At 62.8% G+C, this 23,059-nt stretch carries 19 protein-coding genes; 7 read left to right on the top strand and 12 right to left on the bottom strand.

Translation table 11 applies throughout. The features are described 5' to 3' along the window. Positions 1-116: 116 nt before the first annotated feature. Positions 117-536, top strand: a complete 420-nt coding sequence (locus tag QM685_RS12490; protein ID WP_415116250.1) for a LysR family transcriptional regulator — start codon at positions 117-119, stop codon at positions 534-536. Beyond that, complete coding sequence (locus tag QM685_RS12485) at positions 514-1,056, top strand: LysR substrate-binding domain-containing protein (RefSeq protein ID WP_415116248.1); 543 nt, start codon at positions 514-516, stop codon at positions 1,054-1,056. Before QM685_RS12490 ends, QM685_RS12485 begins: the two co-directional genes overlap by 23 nt. A gap of 83 nt (positions 1,057-1,139) precedes the next feature. Here the strand turns inward: QM685_RS12485 and QM685_RS12480 are convergent, their stop codons facing one another. From QM685_RS12480 to QM685_RS12460, 5 genes are all read right to left on the bottom strand, one after another. Continuing rightward, the gene (locus QM685_RS12480; protein WP_415116246.1) at positions 1,140-2,348 is read right to left on the bottom strand and encodes an NAD(P)/FAD-dependent oxidoreductase; all 1,209 of its coding nucleotides are present in this window, start codon (positions 2,346-2,348) and stop codon (positions 1,140-1,142) included. Continuing rightward, positions 2,345-2,515 (bottom strand): rubredoxin, encoded by a 171-nt coding sequence (locus QM685_RS12475; protein ID WP_415116244.1) that lies wholly within the window; start codon positions 2,513-2,515, stop codon positions 2,345-2,347. Before QM685_RS12475 ends, QM685_RS12480 begins: the two co-directional genes overlap by 4 nt. 21 nt (positions 2,516-2,536) lie before the next feature. Beyond that, positions 2,537-3,592, bottom strand: a complete 1,056-nt coding sequence (locus QM685_RS12470; protein WP_415116242.1) for a Rieske 2Fe-2S domain-containing protein — start codon at positions 3,590-3,592, stop codon at positions 2,537-2,539. 236 nt (positions 3,593-3,828) lie between these two features. Then, on the bottom strand, positions 3,829-5,211 hold the full coding sequence (locus tag QM685_RS12465) for an MFS transporter (RefSeq protein ID WP_415116240.1): 1,383 nt from the start codon (positions 5,209-5,211) through the stop codon (positions 3,829-3,831). 36 nt (positions 5,212-5,247) lie between these two features. Beyond that, positions 5,248-6,426, bottom strand: a complete 1,179-nt coding sequence (locus tag QM685_RS12460) for a mandelate racemase/muconate lactonizing enzyme family protein (RefSeq protein WP_415116238.1) — start codon at positions 6,424-6,426, stop codon at positions 5,248-5,250. Between the two features lie 138 nt (positions 6,427-6,564). On the opposite strand from QM685_RS12460, the gene QM685_RS12455 reads away from it, so the two are divergent. Both QM685_RS12455 and QM685_RS12450 read left to right on the top strand, forming a co-directional pair. Next, positions 6,565-8,202 (top strand): GMC family oxidoreductase, encoded by a 1,638-nt coding sequence (locus tag QM685_RS12455; RefSeq protein ID WP_415116236.1) that lies wholly within the window; start codon positions 6,565-6,567, stop codon positions 8,200-8,202. Positions 8,203-8,223: 21 nt separating this feature from the next. Continuing rightward, a complete protein-coding gene (locus tag QM685_RS12450) occupies positions 8,224-8,976 on the top strand; it encodes a GntR family transcriptional regulator (protein ID WP_415116234.1) in 753 nt (250 codons plus the stop codon). Between the two features lie 78 nt (positions 8,977-9,054). On the opposite strand, the gene QM685_RS12445 is transcribed toward QM685_RS12450, so the two are convergent. From QM685_RS12445 to QM685_RS12425, 5 genes are all read right to left on the bottom strand, one after another. Then, the gene (locus tag QM685_RS12445) at positions 9,055-10,794 is read right to left on the bottom strand and encodes a cyclic peptide export ABC transporter (RefSeq protein WP_415116232.1); all 1,740 of its coding nucleotides are present in this window, start codon (positions 10,792-10,794) and stop codon (positions 9,055-9,057) included. Between the two features lie 32 nt (positions 10,795-10,826). After that, positions 10,827-11,636: an ATP-binding cassette domain-containing protein gene (locus QM685_RS12440; RefSeq protein WP_415116230.1), complete on the bottom strand. Its 810-nt coding sequence runs from the start codon at positions 11,634-11,636 to the stop codon at positions 10,827-10,829. A gap of 49 nt (positions 11,637-11,685) precedes the next feature. Beyond that, positions 11,686-13,686 (bottom strand): Fe(3+)-hydroxamate ABC transporter permease FhuB, encoded by a 2,001-nt coding sequence (gene fhuB, locus QM685_RS12435; RefSeq protein WP_415116227.1) that lies wholly within the window; start codon positions 13,684-13,686, stop codon positions 11,686-11,688. Further along, positions 13,679-14,602, bottom strand: coding sequence for an ABC transporter substrate-binding protein (locus tag QM685_RS12430; protein WP_415116225.1), 924 nt, complete (start codon positions 14,600-14,602; stop codon positions 13,679-13,681). Before QM685_RS12430 ends, fhuB begins: the two co-directional genes overlap by 8 nt. A 63-nt stretch (positions 14,603-14,665) precedes the next feature. Continuing rightward, positions 14,666-16,678 carry a TonB-dependent siderophore receptor gene (locus tag QM685_RS12425; RefSeq protein WP_415116223.1) on the bottom strand — a complete coding sequence of 671 codons (2,013 nt, stop codon included), beginning with the start codon at positions 16,676-16,678 and terminating at the stop codon, positions 14,666-14,668. 667 nt (positions 16,679-17,345) lie between these two features. Between QM685_RS12425 and QM685_RS12420 the strand changes: the two genes are divergently transcribed. Next, a complete protein-coding gene (locus QM685_RS12420; RefSeq protein WP_415116221.1) occupies positions 17,346-18,131 on the top strand; it encodes an AraC family transcriptional regulator in 786 nt (261 codons plus the stop codon). Positions 18,132-18,408: 277 nt separating this feature from the next. Here the strand turns inward: QM685_RS12420 and QM685_RS12415 are convergent, their stop codons facing one another. Beyond that, entirely contained in the window at positions 18,409-19,182 is a 774-nt protein-coding gene (locus QM685_RS12415) for an IclR family transcriptional regulator C-terminal domain-containing protein (RefSeq protein WP_415116219.1), read from the bottom strand. A gap of 108 nt (positions 19,183-19,290) precedes the next feature. On the opposite strand from QM685_RS12415, the gene QM685_RS12410 reads away from it, so the two are divergent. Further along, on the top strand, positions 19,291-20,136 hold the full coding sequence (locus QM685_RS12410; protein ID WP_415116217.1) for a shikimate dehydrogenase family protein: 846 nt from the start codon (positions 19,291-19,293) through the stop codon (positions 20,134-20,136). Between the two features lie 80 nt (positions 20,137-20,216). Then, positions 20,217-21,599: an MFS transporter gene (locus QM685_RS12405; protein WP_415116215.1), complete on the top strand. Its 1,383-nt coding sequence runs from the start codon at positions 20,217-20,219 to the stop codon at positions 21,597-21,599. A 150-nt stretch (positions 21,600-21,749) separates the two neighbouring features. Here QM685_RS12405 and QM685_RS12400 read toward each other — a convergent pair whose 3' ends face one another. Further along, a complete protein-coding gene (locus QM685_RS12400; RefSeq protein WP_415116213.1) occupies positions 21,750-23,030 on the bottom strand; it encodes an MFS transporter in 1,281 nt (426 codons plus the stop codon). Between the last annotated feature and the right edge of the window lie 29 nt (positions 23,031-23,059).

The following is a 23,059-nucleotide window of genomic DNA, read 5'->3' as shown; positions in this document are numbered from 1 at the left end:
GTTATAAACCCGGCGTGACTGGGCGAGCACGCATGACCCCGCAGATCTCCTGAATTGACATACCGCCATATCGGCCCGTATACAGCTATACACGGTGTAAAACAACGGCGGTTCGTATGTCCAGGGAAGTTATCGACTCCTACCTGCTCAAGGTCCTTCACACCTTGATCACCGAGGCAAGCGTTTCGCGGACGGCCGCATTGGTCGGCCAGTCGCAGCCGACGATCAGCGTCGCGCTGCGCAAGCTGCGCGCAATGACGGGCGATCCACTGCTGGTGCGCAGCGGCAGCCACATGGTTCCCACCAGCCATGCTCTCACGCTGATCGAGCCGACCGCGCAGGCGCTTGCGGGCATCGCCGCGGTGCTCCATCCCACTACGGCTTTCGATCCGTCCACGACGCGCAGGACCTTTCACATCGGCTCCCCCGACTATCTGGATGTGTTCTTCCTGCCCGCGGTCGTGGATGCTTTCCATACTCAGGCGCCGCGCGCGTATCGAATTCCAGCATCTGATGACGGTAGACGGAGGCTATGAGCACGGCCTGGAAAGTGGCGCGCTCGATCTCGTGATCGGGAACTGGCGCACACCGCCCGAGCATCTGCGCCTCCAGCCGTTGTGCAAGGACGATCTCGTCTGTCTGCTACGCGCGCAGCATCCAGTCAAACCCGGCAAGCTGAGCCGGGAGGTCTATCAGGAAGCTGGACACCTGGCCGTCACCACGCACAACGCACCGGGGCTCGGCACGATCGATATCGAACTCGCACGCAATGGTCTGGTGAGGAATGTGATGACCACCTTGCCGTACTTCGGCATGGCGCCATACGTGCTATTGCGCTCGAATCTGCTGTTTACGACCACGCGAGCGCTGGCCGCGCACTATTGCAATCTGCTTCCGCTCAGAATCGAGCCCATTCCCGGCGAGCCTCGGGCACTCACGTATTACCAACTCTGGCACGACCGCACGCATCGCAGCGCGGCGGCAATATGGTTGCGGCGTCTCGTGGCCGATGTCGCGAAAGGACTTGCACTGAATACCGGCGTTCCGATGCATTGATAAATCGTGAACGCCGGAACGCAACAGGCGCCCGGTCAGTGGCGGCGGCCCGTCGCCGGATGCGCGCGAACCACATCCGGTAGTCACGACACCGCGCGTTCCTGGTCGTACCCGCTACTCGTCATCTGCTTCAGCAAAGCAGCCTTTTCCGCGGTGGCGGCGCCGAGCAGGGCAAAGCCGGTCACGCGCCTCGTCACGACGTCTTCACAGACGGCGCGTACCGCGTGAGGCGGGTCCTGCAAAGGTGCCTCGACCATCCCGCGTCCGTCCGGCAACAGAGGCGCGACGACAACGGCCGGCACAGCGGGCGTCTTGACGACGACCGGCATCACCGGGAAATCGACGCGAGTGGGCGTCCCGCATAGCGTGCGGGCGAGCGCTCGCGCAGCGTGCATGATCGGCAAGACGTAGGGCTGGACGCGTCCCTCGATTGCCGCGCAATCACCGAGCGCATAGATATCTGGCGCACTGGTGCGGCACCATGCGTCCGTGCTGATGCCAGCTTCAACCCGCAGCCCGGCCTCTTTAGCCAGCGCCGTTCTCGGCACAAGGCCAGTCGCCGAGACGACGATATCGGCATCGAGCACGTTGCCATCGGTCAGCGTCAGCAGGTAACCCGGCTCACGCCGCGAAACAGCCGTTACGCCGCAACCCAGCCGCACGTCCACGCCAGCGTCGGACAATGCACGGGAAAACACGGCTCCCGCCTCGGCCGGCAGCAGCCGCGAGAGTGGCACGCCGGCCGGGTCGATCAGGGATACGGCGTGGCCGGCTGCGACCAGATCGTTGGCAAACTCACAGCCGATCAGGCCGGCACCGAGGATGGCCACCGAACGGCACGACGCGAGCGCCTCGCGAAAGCGGATGTAGTCGCCGAGGTCGTTGATGGAGCGCACGTCACACGCGCCGTCGCCTTCTACCGGAACGCGCCGCGGATCCGCGCCGGTCGCAAGCACCAGCGCGCGGTACGGCTGCCTCTGTCCGTCGACTACGATCACGTGCTCATCCGGCACGATCCGCTCGACGTGGCGATGGGTCCAGACACGCGCGCCCAGTTGCGCGGCCATTTCTTCCGCGTCGAAACTCGCGAGGTCATGCGGCGCCCTCTTCATCGCGAGTGCATTCGATAGCGCGGGCTTCGAATAGAAGCTGCCGTCGTCGCGGCTCACGACGATAACAGGCGTTTGCGGGTCGAACTTGCGCAGTTCGCGCGCCACTGTATAGCCACCAAGGCCCGTGCCGACGATCACGACGGGATCCGTTTGAGTCGCCGGGAGAACGGGCCGCGTCATGCCGTCACCAGCTGCATTTCGAAGTCGTGCTTGCCCGTCGCGCAGTCCGGGCACATCCAGTCGTCGGGCACATCCTCCCAGCGTGTGCCGGGCGCAATGCCCTCGTCGGGCAACCCTTTGGCCTCGTCATAGCGAAACCCGCAGATAACGCATTCCCAGATCTTCATTGCTTCGTCTCCCGGTGTGCACTAACGGACATATGCCTGGCCCAGTCCGATCTCCGCGAGTGCGCGGCGGTATGCACCGGACGAGCGGTCAGCGAGAATCGGCGCTTCGAGTGAACGGTCGACCGGCAGTTCCTCGGGACACTGCAACTCGACGATTGCCCGGTCTTCCTCGAATACCTGACGGTTGAACGCGTAGACGTCGTCAAGTGGCAAGTCCCTGTCGAAATTGCGCGCTATCGGAACGAAGAGACGCGTGAGCCGCGCGGACACCGGGCTCGCTGCATTGAGGATCGCGAGGCGACCATTGCCGGGAAAGTGGACGGTCAGCCGCGCGAAGAACGGCACATCGACCTCGAATACCCGGCGCCACAGGAAACCTTCCGGCGCGCGATGTTGCATCGGCTTCGGAAAGTTGCTCACCGTGCTCGCGTATTCCGCACGCAGACCGTTTGGGCGACGTTCGACGGAGTAGCGCGGAACAACCGGATTCCTGCGATCCGCAAAGCTGTCGTGATGGATCCACGCGAAATGCGCGACGTCGATGAAGCCTTCCGTCTGTCGCCCCGCCGATGCGCGGATGTCGATCGAGGGCGGCAGGATCTGCTGATATCCGTCCGTGTTCCAGGCCGGGAAATCCGGCAGCGGACATTCACCGCCGCCGAGCGACACCCACACGAGCCCATAGGCCTCCTGTACCGCATACGTCGTCAGGCATAGACGCTCCGGAATCGGGCCCTCGGGTTGCGAGGGAATGTAGCTGCATTTTCCATTGGCCGCGTATTCGAGGCCGTGATAAGGACAAACGAGATTGCCGTTGTCGACCCATCCGCGGCTCAGCGGCGCGCCGCGATGTGGACACACGTCGCGCGCCGCGACGATACGTTCTTTCGAACGAAAAACGACGAGCGGTTCGTCGAGCAAGGTGACGCTCAGCGGCTTGTCGCGCACGTCATTCGCGAATGCAACGGGATGCCAGTAACGGCTGAGAATCTCCCAGTCACGGGATTCGAAAGTGCAGTTGCGGGGCATGGCAGGCGACCCTGCACGGGTCAGCGTGACCACCTGGGGTTGAGTCATTCGTGTCTCCTGAATCGTGTGGACTCGTCAAAGCGCTATCGAGGACGGAATCGATCGCTGCGTGTACACAAGGTTATTCAGGTGCGGGGGCTCTTCCCATCCCGTCATCAACATGTAGTCTATGTAACCATCGGCATGGAATGGAACGACCAGGCCTGAATGGTGATTGCGGGCAAAAGACAGTGATTCGCTGTGTCCACTACCATTTACATAACTCCGCGTTGGAAGCGTGGTTTTCAGGTCCGCGAAGTCGAGCCCACTTTCGGTACCGCGCTATTCTCTTCATAGATCGGGTCCCAGTTAATCGCGAGCGCGACGAGGAGCCCGATCACCGGCACCACGGCGATATAAAGCAAAGTCGTCGCCATTCCCGCCGAGGCCGTGATGATCGGAAACAGGAAGAAGCCCAGGATGCTGCCGCCGCGCGCCATGCCTTGTCCCCAACCGGAGCCGAGGCCGCGCAGTTCGGTGGGGTAAGAGAGGGTCGCGAGCGTCATGCCCTGCCCCGGGCCGATCGAATGACCGAAGATCATGAAGGCAAGCAACCCGGCCATCAGATATGGGCTCAGTTGGCTGTGCATCGTGCCGAAGACCAGCAGGCTCACCGCTACGATACAGTACCCGAGCATCGACATGCGTCGTACGCCGACGGTGCCCGAATACCTCGCGCCGAGCGCCGCGCCCGCAATGCCGAACAGGTTGAAGCACACCGCGCCGAGAATGGCGTTGGTCATCGAATTTCCGAAAATGGCTTGTGACATCGACGGAATATTGAAGCCCACGGAGAAGTACTCGACCGCCTGAGTAATGCAGATGACCGACGCGAGGATCGTGCGCGGAAGATACTTGCCCTTGAAGAGCGCGGAGAGAGTCTGTTTCGCGTCGTGCGATTCCTTGAGGCTGGACGCTTGCAGATCAACGCGGATGTTGTAGGTCTTTTCCAGAATCTTCGCGGCCTGGTCGAGCGGCAGATTGTGCGCGGCCCAGCGCGGGCTTTCATCGGCGAAGAAGTAGCGTGCCAGCAGGATAATCAACGCGGGAATCGCGCCAAAGCCGATCGCGAAACGCCACAGATGATCGCCGAACACCGAGGTGTCGAACGGCAGAATGACGAGTCCGCTGAACGAGGCCGCGACATACCACATGACCTGCCAGCAGCCGACGCTCGCTGTCTTCGACTTCCTGTTCACGATTTCCGCCACGTACGACAGTGCCACGGGAAAATCCAGACCGACCCCGACTCCCATCAGCAGACGGAACGCGAGCAGCACCTCGAAGCTGGTCGACAGCGCCGCGCCGATTGCCGCGACGACCAGTAGCGCCACGTTGATGATGAGAATCTTGAAGCGGCCGATCCGGTCGATGTAACGCCCGCCGACGATGCCGCCGAGGCATGCGCCGAACGCCATGATCGCGGTGATTAGCCCGACTTCGGTCGGTGAGAGATGAAACGCCTGCCGCAATTGCACGATGCCGACACCGAGGCTCGCGAAATCATAGGCATCCACGAAGATGCCGCCGAGCGCGACGAGCGTAAGCAGTAGCGTGCGTTTGTCGGAGGGGTGCGCATCCACAAAGCGCTCTATGTCCTGCGGTGATTTGACAACGAGCCGATCCATGATGTGTCTCCTTCCATATATAAGTGTGATGTCGTGTCAGGCGGGTTCCGTGATTCGTGCTCGTAGTTCCGCGGGCTCCGGTACGATGCCTATGCCCGCCGCGTCGCCAAGTGAAACGCGTCCGTCCTTCGGCGTCGCGATCGATCCGCACAGCAGCGTGCGCAGAGGATTCGGATTGGCGTCGACTTCGAGCATGCCGTTGCCGCCCGCCGCCGCAAGGAGATGGCCTGACGCGAGAAGGCCGATGCCGCCGCCCAGGTAGTGCGGGCAATAACGTAGACCCGCGGCGCGCACCGCGTGGATCACCGGCCAGCAGCCGGAAATGCCGCCCCACTTGGCCGCATCGGGCTGTACGACGCTATAGGCACGCTGTTCGACATAGGTGGCGAACGTCGCGGCGTCCGCGAGGTTTTCGCCACCCGCGATCGGCACCGGAGATTGTTCGACGAGCGCGCGCCATTCATCGACGGGACGATTGCAACGCAGCGGCTCTTCCAGCCAGCCGAGGTCGAAAGGCGCGAATCCGCGAGCCATTTCGATCGCGGTTTGCAGATCCCACGCCTGATTCGCGTCGACCTGCAACGTGCATGCGTCGCCGATAATTTCACGCAAGCTCGCGAGACTGCGCAGATCGCGCTCACGCCCGAAGCCGACCTTCAGTTTGAACGAGCGATAACCTTCTTCCAGTTTTTCTCGCGCCAGCGTCTCCGCGCCAACCGGATTGAGGCCGCTTGCGTAGATATCGATTTCGCCGGAAGCACCGCCAAGCAGGCGCCACAGGGGCAGTTTCGCCCTGCGCGCCCATAGATCCCACAACGCCAGATCGATCCCCGCGATAGCCTGCGCGAACGGCCCCGCTTCGCCGGATTGCAGCGCAAGGACTTCAGTGCGCTGCGTGAGCATGTGAAACGTATCGACAGGATGCACGACCCGATGCTCGACGAGCATCGGCCGGAAGATCGATTCGACGAGCCGTGCGCGATGCTCCGCGCCCACCGACGGGAAATTGCACCAGACTTCGCCCCAGCCTGCGACGCCGTCGGCATCGGTCACGCGCACGAACACGGCGGGACGGTCGTGCATGGTGCCGAAGGATGTACGCACCGGCGTGGCGATCGGCGCGCGGAATACGAACGTATCGACACTGACGATGCTCGGCGGCTCCATGCCGTACGTGTCCAGTCGCGGAAACGCTCCGTGTCGCGTTTCGGTCATCTGTCTGTCTCCCGAAGTTATTTTCAAGATATAAAGTATGGTTTATAGTACTACCATGCTTTAGAACCTGGCAAATACTTTCGATGCAGCCCGGATGCAAACGCGGCATGGGCTCACACTGATGGACAGGAGACGGCCATGCGGAAAGATCAGAAGATTTACGACTACGTCATCGTCGGCGCGGGATCGGCGGGATGTGTGCTTGCCAACCGGCTTTCCGCCGACCCGGCGTGCCGCGTACTGTTGCTGGAGGCGGGCGGCAAGGACGGCCATTTCTGGTTGAAGCTGCCGGTCGGCTATTTCCGCAGCATCTACGATCCACGCTTCTCGTGGCAGTTCAAGGTCGAGCCCGAGGCGACCACCGGCATGCGCGAGATCGTGTGGCCGCGCGGACGCGTGCTCGGCGGATCGAGCGCGATCAACGGCCTGCTCTATATTCGCGGTCAACGTGCCGATTACGACGACTGGGAAGCGCTCGGCGCGCACGGCTGGTCGTTCCGGGACGTGCTGCCGTTCTTCAAGCGCTCGGAGAAATACGCGGGCGGCGAGACGCTTTATCACGGCGCGTCGGGTGAGTTGGGCGTGTCGGACCTGCGCAATGATCATCCCTATTGCGAGGCGTGGCTGCGCGCGGGCGAAGAGGCAGGCTTTTCGCGCACGAAGGATTTCAATGGCGAAAAGGACGACGGACTCGGGCCGTATCAATTGACGATTGCCGGCCACTGGCGTTGCAGCGCGGCGACCGCTTTCCTGCACCCGGTTCGTCATCGCTCGAATCTGACCGTGATCACCGGCGTGCACGTCACGCGCGTGCTCTTCGAAGGCAGTGATGCGTGCGGCGTCGAATACGTGCTCGACGGCGCGACGCATCAGGTCCGCGCCGAGCGCGAAACGCTGCTTGCAGCGGGCGCGCTGCAATCGCCGCAACTGTTGCAACTGTCCGGCATCGGCGATGCGGCACAACTCAGGCAGCACGGCATCACGGCGCGCGTGCATGCGCCGGAAGTCGGCCGCAATCTGCGCGATCACTATCAGGCACGCGTCATCGTCAAGCTGAAGGAACGCATGTCGCTCAACGACGACGTGCGCAATCCACTCAAGCTTGCCGGCATGGGCGCGCAGTGGCTGTTCGGCAAGCGCGGGCCGCTGACCGTCGGCGCGGGACAGGTGGGCGGGCTGGTGGCGACGGAACACGCGGAGCGCGGCCGTCCGGATGTCCTCTTCAACGTGATGCCGCTGTCGGTCGACAAACCCGGCGATCCGTTGCACGGCTTCTCGGGGTTTTCCGCTTCCGCGACGCAATGCCGGCCGGAATCAGCGGGAACGGTCGGGTTGCGCAGCGCCGATCCGTTCGCGCCCCCGCTGATCCATGCCCACTATCTACGTGAGACGAAGGACGTGAAGACGCTCGTCGCGGGCCTGAAGCTCCTGCGCGAAATCTACGATCAGCCGACATTCCGCCCGCTCGTCACCGGCGACGAATATTTACCCGGCACCGGCCTGAAAACCGATGCCCAGCTCGAGACCTTCGCGCGGCAGAAAGGCGGCACGGTATTTCATCCGGTCGGCACCTGCCGCATGGGCTCGGACGATCGGTCCGTCGTCGATGCCGAACTGCGGGTGCGCGGCGTGAACAGGCTGCGCGTTATCGACGCGTCGGTCATGCCCAGCATGATTTCGACCAACACGAACGCTGCCGCGATCATGATCGGCGAGAAGGGTGCCGCGCTCGTGCAGAAGCGGATCTCGTCGCCCGCGGCCGCAAACGCACTATAGTAGAGACTCCATAGTCCAGACATGCTGACAATGACACGTGCCTCGCTGGCAAGCCCTATCCCGCTTTACCTTCAGATCGCCGACGCGCTGCGTGACCGCATCACGCGCGGCGTGTGGCGGCAAGGCCAACTGATTCCGACGCTCGAGCAGATCGCCGATGAATTCGACGTGGCGCGCGTCACCGCGCGCCAGGCCGTGCAATTGCTGATGACCGAAGGCGCGCTCACGCCGCAGCGCGGGCGTGGCACGTTTGTGTCGGCGGCGGCGCCGTCGGTGAAGCCCGTGCAGGTTGTGACGACTCTGCAGGACCTCGCGGAGATGTACCGCAAAACCACGCCGGAGCTTTTGACAGTCGACGAGAACAGCCGCGCGCCTGCAATCGGCTCGGCGCAAGGGACGCTCGCGCCGGCGTATACGCACATGAAACGCGTGCATTCGACTGACGGCGCGCCCTATTGCGTGATTTCGCTTTATGTAGACGAGCGCATTTTTTCTAAAGCGCCAAAGCGTTTTCGCACACAGATGGTCATTCCGCTATTGATGGGCTTGAAACCATGTCCGATTGCGAAAGCCCACCAAACGCTCACCATCGGCAGCGCCGACGCGGAAACGGCGCGTCTCCTGCGCGTGCCCGCGGAGTCGCCGGTCGCACGCGTGGAACGCGTGTTCAATGACAAGGATGGCGTGGTTATCTATTACGCGGATGTCATCTATCGCGGCGATGTCGTGAGAGTGGAGATGGATCTGGGCGGGACGTTGGAGAGCAAGAAATAGATATTGAGGTTCACGGGCGTCAAATCACACCCTGGTCGTGACGCCAGCCCGGCACGATCACGACGAACACAACGCGCTTCATGTGCGAAGCGTCCCGACATCCGCTACCGACGCAGCCCAGCTTCCGGCGCGCCGCGGCCGGTTCTCGTAGGCGAACGATGCGCCGGCTGCCGACTGGACGATCCTGCCGCCCTCGAGGCGGATCACCCGGTCGGCCACGTTGAAATACCGGTCGTCGTGCGACACCACGATCAACGTCTTGCCCTGCCGTTTCAGCTCGGGCAGGAATTCCGTGTAGAACACACGCCGGAAGGTCGGGTCCTGATCGGCGGCCCATTCGTCGAACATCATGATCGGCCGTTGTTCGAGCATCGCGTGAATCAGCGCGAGCCGCTTGCGCTGTCCGGTCGACAGATCAATGGTCGAAAACGCGCCGTCCGCGATCTGAACCTTGTGCGCGATCTCAAGCTGTTCCAGATATGTTCCGGCACGCGCCAGCAATGCCGGATCCCGCACCACCAGATCGTCGAACAGGTAGTAGTCGGAAAACACGGCCGAGAAAAGCTGCCGGTAGTCGTCCCTTGCGTCGGCACCGACCGGCTCGCCGTTCAGAAGAATCTCGCCGCGATCCGGGACATACAAGCCCAGCAGAAGCTTGATCAGGGTGGTCTTGCCGCTGCCGTTCTCGCCGATTACGAACAGCGTTTCGCCGCCTTCGATCTTCAGGTCGAGCGGCCCCATCCGGAACGGCGCCTGGCCCTCGGACTGCGTAAAAGCCCACGTCGCGCCCGCCAGTTCAATGCTGCGGACTTCGGGCAAGGGCCTGGGTACCGCGTTATCGAGCAGGCGCGTTTCCCGGTTGGTAAACTGCGCGCTCAGCTCGCCGACGCGCTGGAACGACACGCTCGCCTGGCTCCACAGCGGCAGGCCGCCCACCAGGGTTTCAACGGGCCCCCGCACGTACAGCAGCACGATCACGAAGCCGCTGACGACCCCGCCCGGCACGCCCAGACGCTGCTGGCACAACAGGATCAGACCGATCACGATGAAGAACAGCATCGCGCCCGTGGCATTGGCGCCGTAGAACAACCGCATCGCCCGGATTTTCAGGTCTGCAACCTGATCGGCGGCGCCGGAAAGCAGCACGCCGTATACGTTGAACCGGCGGTCCCGGTTAATGCGTAACTCCTTCGCGCCTTCCGTGATCGCCCGGTACTGTTTCTGGAGTTCGTCCTGTGCGGCACGCACGCCCTTGTAGTGCCGCTGCCACTGCGACAACGCGTACTGGTTGATCAACGCACCCGCGACGATGGCCACCGCCGCGACGACGAACAGAACGGGCGACAACCCGATCATGTAGACGACGCACCCGATCGTCACTGCCAGCGCGACCGCATAGCTGGGGAAATTGAACGTGAACGCACTAATGGTTTCGACATCGCTGTTCAGCGTGGAGAGCAACCGATGGATGCGGTAGCGCTCGATGGCGTCGACCGGCGCGCAGACGATCCGCGCCGATATGTCCTTGCGCAGGGCAGCGACGACCTTCTGCCCGATCATGCTGTTCACGATTCCGGCGACGGCATTACACGAGAGCGTCACGACGCACAGCGCGGCGTAAGTCACGATCGCCTTCGTGCTGATCACGCCGGCCGCATGCAGCCCGTCGTTGATGACGGCGAGCAGCCACGCGGTGCACAGGCCACCGACGACACCCGCCGCCGTCGAAAGCAGGGCGACCGGCCAAAGCGGTCCAAGCAGCCAAAGCAATTCCTTGCCGAAGCCCGTCTTCATTTTTTCAACGTTTTCGTCAGCCATCTGAAACCTTCGTCTGGATTACGCTGCTGTATTCAGCGTACAAAGCTCATGGGGGTGCCCGTGTCGGGGTGCGCGATCACGCCCATGCGAATGCCGTAAATGGACTGCAAGCGCTCCGCGGTCATGATCTCGGCGGGCGTGCCCTGCGCGACCATCTCGCCGCCGTGCATCGCCACGATCCCGTCGCAATAGCTCGCCGCCATGTTGACGTCGTGAAGCACCACGACGATGCCGAGCCCCCGCTCGTGAGACAGTCGCCGAACGAGCGACAGCACCTCGACCTGGTGCGCGACGTCGAGCGCGGAAATGGGCTCGTCGAGCAGCAGATAGTCCGCGTCCTGAGCGATCAGCATCGCGAGCCAGACGCGTTGACGCTCGCCTCCCGAAAGCGTATCGACAAGCCGGTCCGCGAAACCCGTGACGTCCGTGAGCGCCATCGCCTCGGCCACTTTGCGCCGGTCCTCCGGGCCCGAACGGCCAAGCGCGCCATGCCACGGATAACGGCCAAAGGCGACCAGCTCCTTGACAAGCACACCGGCCGCCGAGGGCGGATATTGCGGCAGATAGGCGACCTTGCGCGAGAACGCTCGCAGGCTCCAGTCGTCCAGCGACCGGCCTTCGAATTCGATGACGCCGCCGGTCGGCGCCTGCTGCCGTGCGAGCATCCTGATCAAGGTGGATTTGCCCGAGCCATTATGGCCGATCAGCCCCACCACCCGGCGGGCCGGCAACGTCAAGGACACCGACGACACGAGCAGCCGCTGCTGGATCGAAAACGATACGTCCCGCAGCACGAAGATGCCGTCATCGGCGATGGTGGAAGCGGAAAAATCTGGTTGCATGTTTGACCACGAGGTGAAAGCCATGACGGGTACGCGTGAAACGGCGCGCTCAGGACCGCTGGCGGTACATCAGCAACAGAAAATACGGACCGCCGATGAAAGTCGCGAACAATCCGGCCGGGACCTGGTCCGGAAACAACACGTTGCGTCCCAGCCAGTCGGCCATCACGAGCAGGGTCGCGCCGATCAGCGCGCCGCCGAGCGCCTGTGCCACGGCGCGCCGGAAACCGAGCATGCGCGCGAGATGCGGTCCCATCAACCCGACGAACGAAATCGGCCCGACGATCAGGGTCGACGCGGCGGTCAATACGGCCGCAAGCAACAGAAGCAGCCGCCGGTGCACGCCGACGTCGAAGCCCAGCGAGCGCACCGTGGCGTCGCCCAGCGGCAGAATGTCGAGCGTGCGGGTAAATAGCGGCAACGCGACGCAACCGAGCGACGCAACCGCGAGCGCGGCAAACGCGTCGGGCGGCTCGACCCGATAGGTAGAGCCGGACATCCACGCCTGCAGCAGCGCCATGCGCGGGTCGCCCGCCGATACCAGAAGCGCGGCGAGACCGCTGAACACCGTCGTCACGGCGATCCCGGCCAGCACGAGCCGTTCCGGCGAAAATCCGCTGCGCCGCCCGAGCGCGAACATCAGCGACAGCGTCGCCAGCGCGCCCGCCAATGCGCAGATGAGCTGTTCGAACTTGCCGGGCGAACCGGTCATGAACAGCAGCACGACGAGGCCGAGCGACGCGCCCGACGAAATCCCCAGTACTTCCGGGCTCGCCATCGGATTGCCGGTCATGCGTTGCATCAACACGCCGGCGACCGCGAGCATGGCGCCCGCGGCGAGCGCGCCGCCCACACGCGGCAGCCGGATCGAAAGCAGCGGACGAAGCATGTCCCAATCGGCGAAGTGCCAACCGGTGGTGGTGCGATTGAAGTCCGAAGCCAGCCAGACGCTGACGGCAAGCAGCAGCAGCGCGGCGGCGATCCGCCCGGAGCGTGAACCCGTTGCCGGCGCGTGCGGCGCGGACTCCGGCAGCGCGAGCGTCTGGCCCTTGAGTCGCGGCAGAAGCCACAGGAGCAGCGGTCCGCCGAGCAGCGCGGTCGCCGTACCGGTCGGGATCTCGGTCATGAAAAGACCGGCGAGCTGAACCGTCTGATCCGAGATCCACAGCAGGCAGGCTGCGATCACGGGCGCCCAGACGATGCGTGCCTGCAGCGTGCGTGCACCCGCAAGGCGCGCGAGTGCCGGACCCGCGAGTCCGATGAAGCCGATCACACCGACCGCGCTGACCACCACGGCGGCAAGCGCCGCGCCGAGCACCATGGCGACCGCGCGAATCGCCGTCACCGGCAGTCCGAGGCTGCGGGCCGTCTCGTCGCCGATTTCAAGCATGGCGAGCGGACGGATCATCAGCGCGACGATAACGAAGCCGACCGCGATACGCGGCAACAGATAAGTCACCGCGCTCCAGTCGTTCTGGTCCAGCATGCCGCTCTGCCAGATGAACAGCGAACCGAGGCTGTCGCCGAAGAACAGGGTCAGCATCGACGAGAATGCTCCGGAACAGAGCGTGACGACGAGACCGCCCAGAATCACGGTCAACGGCGAGAGCGCGCGGCGCCATGCAATGGCGAGCACGACGGCCACCGCCGCGAGCGCGCCAGCGAGCGCGATCCATTCGCGTCCGAACAGCAGCCACGCTGGAAACCAGAGCGATGCCATCGTCAGCGCAAGGCTCGCTCCCGCCGCGACACCGAGCGTCGTCGGCTCGGCGACCGGATTGCGCAGCACGTACTGGAAGATCAACCCCGACAGTCCAAGCGCCGCGCCGCTCAGCACCGACACGACGACACGCGGCAGCAGCGCATACCGTATCACCACGACGTCGAGGCTGGCCGGATGCGCGTGCAGCACTTCGCCCCAGCGCGCGACAGGCAGATGCGCGGCTACGCTCGCCACGGTTTCAAGCACTGCGACCATCAGCATCAACACGGCGAACATCGCCGGCCCCGCAGTGCGATGGGACCGATCCGCCTCCACCACGCTAGCCATGCCGTATTTCCCCGTTGCTCAAGGCCGCGGCGAGATGACCGGCGAATGGCCCCGCAAGCGGCAGCGATCCGAACACGTCGAACAGCGGGATAGCGTGCACGCGCCCCGCCCGCACCATCGGCAGACTGTTCCAGAACGGGCTGACACGCAGCCTGCGAAGCGCCGCGGTCGTATCGAGGCCGTAATTCACATAGACGAGATCGGCATCGGGATGCGCGACGAGTTTCTCGACGCCGACAGTCACGAAGCCGAAGCCGTTGGTGTGGCCGTCCCACGCGTTCGGCACGCCCATCATCTTCATCACGTCGTACATGATGCTGTTGCGGCCATAGACGGTCATCGTGCGCCCACCGTCGTCCAGGGTGACGAGATAGGCCGGACGGTCACCCCGCGCGCGCAGCGCCGATGCGGCGCGCGCGATATCCGCTTCGAGCCGCGACACGTAAGTCCCGGCCACGGCCGAACGATCGACCACGCCAGCGAGGCGCCGGAACTCGGCGACCGCGCGGCCATAGGCGCCGGGCTCCCCGGTGTAGATGTCGAGGTTCAGCACGGGCGCGACGCGCGCCAGCATGCGGCGCGTATTCTGCGGAATCGTGCCGGTTACGATCATGGCGGGAGCCAGCGATTCGAGCACTTCCAGATTCGGCTCGACCGGCGGCCCGACATTGGGGATATCGGGCGGCAAATCCGGCGTGCCGCCCATCTCGCGATAAAAGTCGGCCGACGGCGCGCCGATGGGTTTGATCCCAAGAGCAAGCACGGATTCGGCGCCCGCGCGGTCAGGCGTGGCGATCCGCATCGCGTCGCCTTGCGCGATCAATCCGGACGCAGCGTAAACGTGGGGCGCAAGCACCCATGCGGGCGCCATCGTCAACGCATCGCGCAGGAACCGGCGTCGGGAAATCAACAGCATTCTGCACTTCCGTTTCAGGGCAAGGCAACGCGCCGACGACGACGGCACGCCGCCCTGCTACCTTCAGATTTTCGCGCGCAACGTGAACAGCACCTTCACAGGATCGCCATAGTAATTGCCGCCCGCACCCGCGACCGTTGCAAAGTACTTACGGTTAAACAGGTTCGTGACACTCAGCGCAGCCGAGATGTTTTTCGTGATCTGATAGCCGATCGTCGCGTCCACCGTTGCGTAGCCCGGCGCGACGACGTTACCCACACCGTCCGAATAGTACGTGCTGCTCTGCGCGTACAGTGCGCCGCCCACATTGAAGTCGTGCAGCTTGCCCGGCAACTGGTAGTTCGTCCAGAGTTTGAACAGATGCTTCGGCGTGGTCATCGAGAACGGCGAGCCCACGTTCACGCTCTTGTCCAGGCTGTTCACCATCGTATAGGTATAGCCACCCGACACGGTCCAGCCGGGCAGTACCTCGCCGCTCGCTTCGGTCTCCACGCCACGGCTGCGCGCATCGCCTTGCGCCAGATAGAAGCCCAGATGCTCGGGATCCGAAAACGCGCGATTGTTCTCGTCAATCTGGAACAATGCAACCGACGTATTCAGCTTGCCGCCGAAGTACTCGCCCTTCAGGCCGATTTCGTACTGGTTGCCTGTTACCGGCTTGATCATGCTGCCGTTGAAGGTGAAAAACGACGTCTGCGGCTTGTAGATCGACGTATAGCTTGCATACGCGGAATACGTGTCGTTGATGTCGTACACGAGACCGACGAACGGCGTGAATTTCGGCCCCTCGCTCGTATGCGAGTAGGTCTCGCCGAATTCGTTGTAGTCCGGATTGGAAGCGGGCGTCAGCGTGCTGTTCCACCACGTGATGCGGCCGCCTACAACGAGCGTCAGCGGATCGAGAATACTGAAGCGCGCATTGCCATATATGCCGTACTGGTTCGTCGACGTGCTGTACTGGTTGCGCGGGCCGCCCGCGAAGTCATCCGAGTAGAGCGATTGCGAAGTGAAAATGTTCGTGGCGTAGTCGCCCCAGATATCGAGTCCGCTATCCGGATTGATGAAGTACTGCGTCGAACGATCGCTCTGATGCAGGTAGTTCGCGCCGAACGTCAAATGGTGGGTACGGCCAAACAGCCTGAACGGTCCCGTCGCGTACAGGTCGACCGCATCCTGCGTGTTGGCGTCCTGGTAGTTGTAGCTGTACGGGTTGCCGTCATTGGTCGCGGGATCGACGGGACCGCCCGGCACGCCGTTGAGAAAGTGCGAATTGATCTGCAAATGGTTGTAGGCGACCTTCGCCGACCACCCGCCGCCGAGCTTCTGCTCGACTTCCGCGAAGGCGTTCGTCTTCTCGCTGTTCAGGTAGTCCCACGGCGCGCCGATATACGCGCTGCGCGGTACGGGCACGAGCGCGTAGTTCGAGTACGCGGGAATGCCGTACATCACGTGGCCAAACTCTTTCGTGTAGCTGAAGCCGACGCGTGCGGTCGTGGTCGAGGTCAGATCCGCCTCGAGGGTCCCATAGACCTGCTGGTCACGCTGCCAGGACCCGTCCTGCATCAGATGCTGGTCGTGCTGGTCCGCGACAATACGCCCCCGCAGCGTGCCTGCCGCGTTCAGCGGGCCGCCGATATCGACCTGCGCGCCGCGGTTGGCATAGGTGCCGACCGAGACTTGCGCCGACGCCTGAAACGTCGAGGGTGCCCGCTTACGCACGAGGTTGATCGTGCCGCCGTCTCCGCCAAAGCCGTTATAGAGGCCGGCCGGACCGCGCAGCACCTCGATCCGGTCATACATCGCCAGATTGTCGGCAATCATCCCGCCGCCGCTCGACGGGATCGCCGTCGGCACGCCGTCCAACTGGAATGTCGTAATCGGAAAGCCGCGCGCGTAATACCCGGTGTCTTTGGGATTGAGCAGGTTGACCGTCACGCCGGGCACGAACCGCATCACGTCATCGACGGACCTTGCGTTCTGAGCCTGAATCTGCTGCTGCGTGACGACGCTCACCGACTGCGGAATTTCACGTCGCGCAAGTGGAATCTTCGAGCCGACGGTGGTCGGAGGATTCACTGCATCCGCCGCCGCCCGATCCGCCGATATATTGACAGGCGGTAGTTCCGCGCCTGACGTCTCTGAGGTGGACGACGCCGCTTGCGCGGGCGCGGCTGCCTTCGTGGACGTCGTATCGGTGGACTGCTGCGCCTGCGCCACCATCGAAAAAACCATCCCTGCCGCGAACGCACCGGCGGTCAAAAAAAAGTGCCGCGCAACCGCGTCCGCCTTACCCTGTTCTGCTTTCCTGTTCTTCATGCCCCGATCTACCAAAGACAACTTCCCCAAAATTAAGGTCGAACCATATTGGTCGACCCGCCCCAAGCAAAAACACAAGCGATAGTGGGAAGGTTGCTATTTATTTTTTGTGCGGTACTTCAGCACGTGAATGCACTTCGACATGCCCGGCAACACAACGGATTTCGTCGCGTGACGTCCGCCGGGCGCGTTCACATACGCGGGGAAACGGCGCCGCCGAACTCATTACCAAATAAATGAGAACCATTAACAACGTATCCGGCGAGTTGCCCTAACCCATTGACTACATGGGAAGGATAGCGATTTCCACTGCGGAAAGGTCGAAATCGGATAACGAATTTCGGAAAATCTTTCGACACTTTTGCGTTATAGTGGCGGCTACCTGATGCTGGACGTCCATCGCGCCAACTCACCTCGAAGCCGGGCTATGAAAGAATTTCTGATCAAACGCTACCCAAGATCCCGCCAGCCCCTTGCGCGCAAAATCCTTGCATGGGTCACGCACTACCGCCACGGCGAACGTACGCCGTGGCATCAGCACGAGTATGGTCAGCTCGCCTTTGCGCTGCGCGGAGTCATCCGGCTGCTCACGCCAACCCGCACATGGACACTGCCACCGTCCCGCGCGATATGGCTGCCATCCGATATCGACCACGAACAGCACGCTGTCGGAGATTCGGAGGTATGTAACGTCTACATCGAGCCAGATGTATTCCCGTGGGCATGGACCCAACCCACCATCGTCGCCCCCACCTCGCTGGTCCGTGATCTGGCGATCACCTTGAGCGCGGGCGGAAGTAAATACGCACCCGACAGCCGCGAAGCACTCGCCGGTGCGCTGTTGCTAAAAATGCTGACGGAATTGCCGCCACTGCACGAAAGCGGGGTACCGTTGCCGCGCGACGAACGGCTGCTGAAGATCTGCGAGCACATGATGAACGACCCGTCGAGCGAGCGGACACTGGATTCCTGGGGCGAGCAACTCGGCGCGACGGGCCGGACCCTTGCCACTCATTTCAAGGCCGAAACGGGCCTGACGTTCGGGATGTGGCAACGGCAGTTGCGCGTGGCCGAAGCGATTACGCGTCTCGCCACGGGTCATTCGGTAAGGAAAGTATCGGACGAACTCGGCTACAGCACGCCCAGTGCATTCATAGCCATGTTCCGGCAAGTGACCGGGGACTCGCCCCAGCGCTATCTGGCAACGCGGTAGATCGCGTCGCTCTTTTAGTGCAGCGTCGCGGCGCATCTTCATAGGCCAGCAGGTTCTGGTGTATAGAACGGTCCGTGGTTTAACCTGATGTGCAATTCGCTCGATACCCAGTACTTTTCATATCGACACATTAGACGCCGCGGCGAATAACATCCCGATGCTCGTGCGGCGAGAATTGTAGTCACCCATGGTCCAGCTCGCTCGAGCAGACTATCCAGTGGCTAGGAAAAGCGGTAATCGAAATGGCTAAATGAGCGATACCCGTTCAGCGCATCCATCAGATGTCGATGATGGGTCGCAGTAGCGCCTGTCCCTCATACAGGTATCGCAAATGGCGCTCGCGGATGTCAGCGAGCGACAGCGACGACACCTGCGTGGTGATGGTAAGACTCGCGCGCATTTCGCCCGCCCGGTTCGTCAGCGGCACGCCGAGAATGCGCATTCCGACTTCGTACTCCTGGTCGAGCTCCGCATAACCCTGCACGCGGATCTGCTCGATGATTGCCTTGATCTCCGCGACCGACGTGCGCGTGAACGGCGTGAGCGGCTTGCGCTCGACCCGCGCAAGATACGCGTCCACCTCCTCGTCGGGCAACGAGGCCAGCCACAGGCGGCCGCTGCCGGTGCAGTACATCGGCAGTCTGTAGCCTTGCCGGATCGACAGCGACGACACATTCGCGATGCGGCTGCGCACGATATGCACCACCTCGTCGCCGTCGTGTACGGCGACCGACACGTGCTCGCGCGTTTCCGCCGCGACCTTTTCGACGATCGGCCGCAGCATGCGCGGCAAACGCGCCGAGTCCACGTAAGCCTGGCCCACGCGCAGCGTCTTGGGGGTGAGCCAGTATTTCCGGCTGTCGGTCTGCGCGTAGCCATCATGCACGAGCGTGAGCAAAAAGCGCCGCGCGGCGCTGCGCGTCAGACCGGCAAGGCGCGCGACATCGGCCACGCTGAGCTGCGGCATGTCTTCGGTGAACAGTTGAATGATCGCAAGACCTTTCTGCAAACCGACGATCAGATCGCGTTCGTGAATGACGGGTGAAACCATGATTTCGCCTGGGGAACCGTAAAAGTAGTGCGATTATCGCATCGCCATTGCGCTAATTGGTCGATCTTCCCGATAGCGGCGTTGCCCGCAACCGGGCCGGGTTGCAACATGAGTACCGTTCGTAACAAACGTCTGGTGCAATTCATGATTAGCGGCACGACCGAGCTGTTGGCCATCGTTGGTTCCCCCATCGCGCAGGTGAAGTCCCCGGAGAACTTCAACGCGTGGTTCGCCCGGCATAACAAAAACGCGTCGATGATCCCCATCGATCTCGAACGCGATTCGCTCGACAGTTTCGTCGACACGCTGCGCGCATGGCGTAATCTGCGCGGCTGCGTGGTGACCGTTCCCTACAAGCACGAGATCGCGAAGCGCGTCGACGTGCTCAGCGAAAGAGCGCGGGCACTCGCCTGCGTGAACGTGATCCGCCGTGAAGTCGACGGCACGCTGGTCGGCGACATGGTCGACGGCGACGGTTTCATCAACGCCGTGCGCCGCCACGGCTTCGAGCCGCGCGGCACGCGCGCGCTGATCGTCGGCGCTGGCGGCGCCGGCAGCGCGATCGCCTGGTCGCTGAGCGAGAACGGTGTCGCCAGCCTCACGCTCGCCGATCTCGATGCCGCGCGCGCGCAACGACTGGGCGCGCTGCTCGCCGCGCGCTTTCCGACAGTGGCGACGAGCTTGCAGTTCGATTCACTCGAACCGTTCGATCTCGTCATCAACGCGTCGCCGGCCGGCATGCCCGGCAACGACGTATTGCCGATCGCGGAGGATGGATTAGCCACGCTGCGCGCCGGCACGCTCGTCGCGGATGTCGTCACGACACCCGAAACCACGCGCTTCCTGGAGTTGGCTCACCGCACGGGCTGCCGCATCCAGACGGGGGCCGAAATGGCTCTGGCCCAGTTCGGCAATCTGGGCGCATTCATGAAAATGACGCCGCTTACGGCGTGATCGCCGTGGCCCCGCGTGCGCCGCACGGCGCGCGAGCGTGGCCACGGCACCCACTCGAACATCAAACAAGGAGACCACAGATGGACATCGACAAAAAAATCCCGGCGCCATCCCGGCAACAAACGAGGCGCGCGACAGCCAGCGGCTGGATCGGATCGGTGCTCGAGTACTACGACTTCTTCATCTACGCGCAGGCGGCGTCGATGGTGTTCCCGCAGTTGTTCTTCCCACATGGCAATCCGAAGCTGGCGATCGTCGCATCGCTCGCGACCTACGGCGTGGGTTACGTCGCACGGCCGATCGGCGGTTTCGTTCTCGGGCGCCGCGGCGACACGCACGGTCGCAAGCATCTGCTGCTGCTTTGCATGTTCCTGATGGGTGTCTCGACGTTCGCGGTCGGCCTGCTGCCCACCTATCAGCAGATCGGCATCGCAGCGCCGATCGCACTGGTCGTGCTGCGTCTGATCCAGGGCTTCGCGGTGGCCGGGGAAATCTCGGGCGCCAGTTCGATGATCCTCGAGCAGGCACCGTTCGGGCGGCGCGGCTATTACGCGAGCTACGCGCTGCAAGGCACGCAGGCAGGCCAGATTTTCGCGGCGGCCATCTTCATGCCGCTCGCGTACTGGTTGCCGGCCGACGCTTTCGCTTCGTGGGGCTGGCGCATCCCGTTCCTGCTCAGCGCGTTCGTGCTCGCGGCCGGCTACGTGATCCGGCGCAGCGTCCAGGAGTCCCGGGCTTTCATCGACGAAGGCTCGCAGGGCGCGATTCCCGAGTCGCCGATCCGGGTCGCCTTTCGCGAAAGCTGGCGGGACATCGTTCGCATCGCGGTGATGGCGTCAGCCGCCGTGATCGCGATGGTCGCGACGATTTTCGGCGCGGCCTATGCAGTGCAGCCGGCCTACGGTATCGGCTTTCATCCCGACACCTATCTCGTGATACCTCTGGTGGGCAACATCGTCGCCGTGATCGTGATCCCGTTCGTCGGCCGGCTGTCCGACCGGATCGGGCGGCGCATCCCCGTCGTCGTCGGTTCGCTGGGCGCGGGTCTGCTGTCGTACGTCTATCTGTATGCGATCAGCGCGGGCAATGCACCTGTCGCGATCGTCACATCGGTCCTGATGTGGGGTGTCGTCTATCAGGGCTTCAATGCCGTGTTTCCGAGCTTCATGCCCGAACTGTTTCCGACCCGTACGCGCGTGTCGGCAATGTCGATCGGGCAGAACGTCGGCATGGCGCTGACCGCGTTGCTGCCGTCGCTGTTCGCCGCGATCGCGCCGCCGGGCACGAAGGATATTCCGCTGTTAATCGGTACGGTCACGCTCGTGATCACCGCCGTCGCGGCGCTCGCGGCCTGGACGGCTCGGGAAACCTACCGTACGCCATTGCACGAACTGGGTGGACCTGGTTCGGGCCGGCGCCCGGCCGCGGGCATTGCATCCGCGGATGCGGTCGAGGCTCGCTGATGAAGAGGCACGCGTAGTGGCGAACGACGATCGCACTGAGGCGGCGGGCTGGCTGCTCTAGTCGATCGCGTCGTCGCGGTGGCGGCCTGCCTGGATTTCGACGTGATGGCCGGCAAAGAGAACTCGTCCATCGAAGACATCGCAGCCGAATCACTGTCCGACGAATCGTTTTTCGTCGACAAATTGGGAAGTAAATTCCGCCCGGAAGCGATGTAGAAGCAGAACCGCAGCCAATAACGCCACGATTGCACCAACGTAGAAGATCGACCAGCCGATGAATGGAAGCAATTGTGTGAGGCCGATCAGAAAGATTGTGCTTATCAGCCTGCTGATGCCGAACAGCGCGGCGTAGTCCGTGGCCGGCTGCTGACTACGCGCCCATCCAAGTATCGTTGCGCAGATCACGACATAAAAGCCGCTAACGCCGCCATTAACCGAAATCGTTCCAACGATGCACCAGGCCTGGACGTGGGTCTGAAGACCAAACAGCATCAATCCAACCGATGTGATGGAAATCGCAGCGAACGCAAGAATACTTCGCTGCGGACCCAGGCGAGTCAGGAGAGGAGCGGCAATAGCCGACGCCGCGAGTCCGCATAATGGTGTCAGCGTGCCAACGATCCAACCGATCTTCGCCAATGGCACCTTGACGTCGACGAGCATGATGCGGTTGAGACTGAACAGCGCAAAAAGCACACAGGAAGTGAATGCGAGCAATGCGAGTTGCCGGCCGTTGCCGGTGCGGCGTAAGGTGACGAGGAGACTCGCACGAAGCGGAGCAATATCACTCATCGGCGCATCGTAGTCGCGATTGAACACAAGAGGAAGCGGCGCAAAGAACATAAGAACCGCGAAGCCCAGAAATAAAGACTGCCATCCAAGCCTATGCGAAAGGGCGACGAATACACCTCCACCAATGATCGCCCCCAAGGAGAGCGCGCAAAGCTTGAGACTGGCGGCCACTGGCCTATAGGAAGGCGGCACGGCCGTGACAGACAATGCATCAAGAGCCACGTCCATCGTGGCAGCCGCAAATGCCACGGTGAGCGCGAGCCCAAACAGAATTGCGGGATGCACCGTTTCGGTGGCTGCAATCGCTAACAGAACAATGATCGAGACTGCCTGAGCCGCCAGGATCCAGGCAACCCGAGGGGTCTTCCGGGACAAAGGAATCGAGTCAACCAATGGAGCCCAAAGGAAGGTCAAGCCGAACGGCAGAAGAATAGCGAACAGCCACCCAATCGAGCCGATATCGAAGCCACGGCTGCGTAGCAGCGGCGGCAGGCCGCCTTGAAGCAATCCAAGAACAATTCCGAACGCGGCGTAGAGAATACCAATGGCAACCAGAAGCGGGATTGCCGAACGGTGGCTCTGAACAGTGATCGCCAAGGGTGTGTCCGCTGTTGTACCGGTTTTGTTTGATGTCGACATCGACTCACTTTCCTGAAGAATCAGAGTGG

Source organism: Paraburkholderia sp. (assembly GCF_047605525.1).
GTDB lineage: Bacteria > Pseudomonadota > Gammaproteobacteria > Burkholderiales > Burkholderiaceae > Paraburkholderia.
Note: the sequence above shows the minus strand (reverse complement) of the source record. Positions and strands in the feature narration are given on the sequence as shown.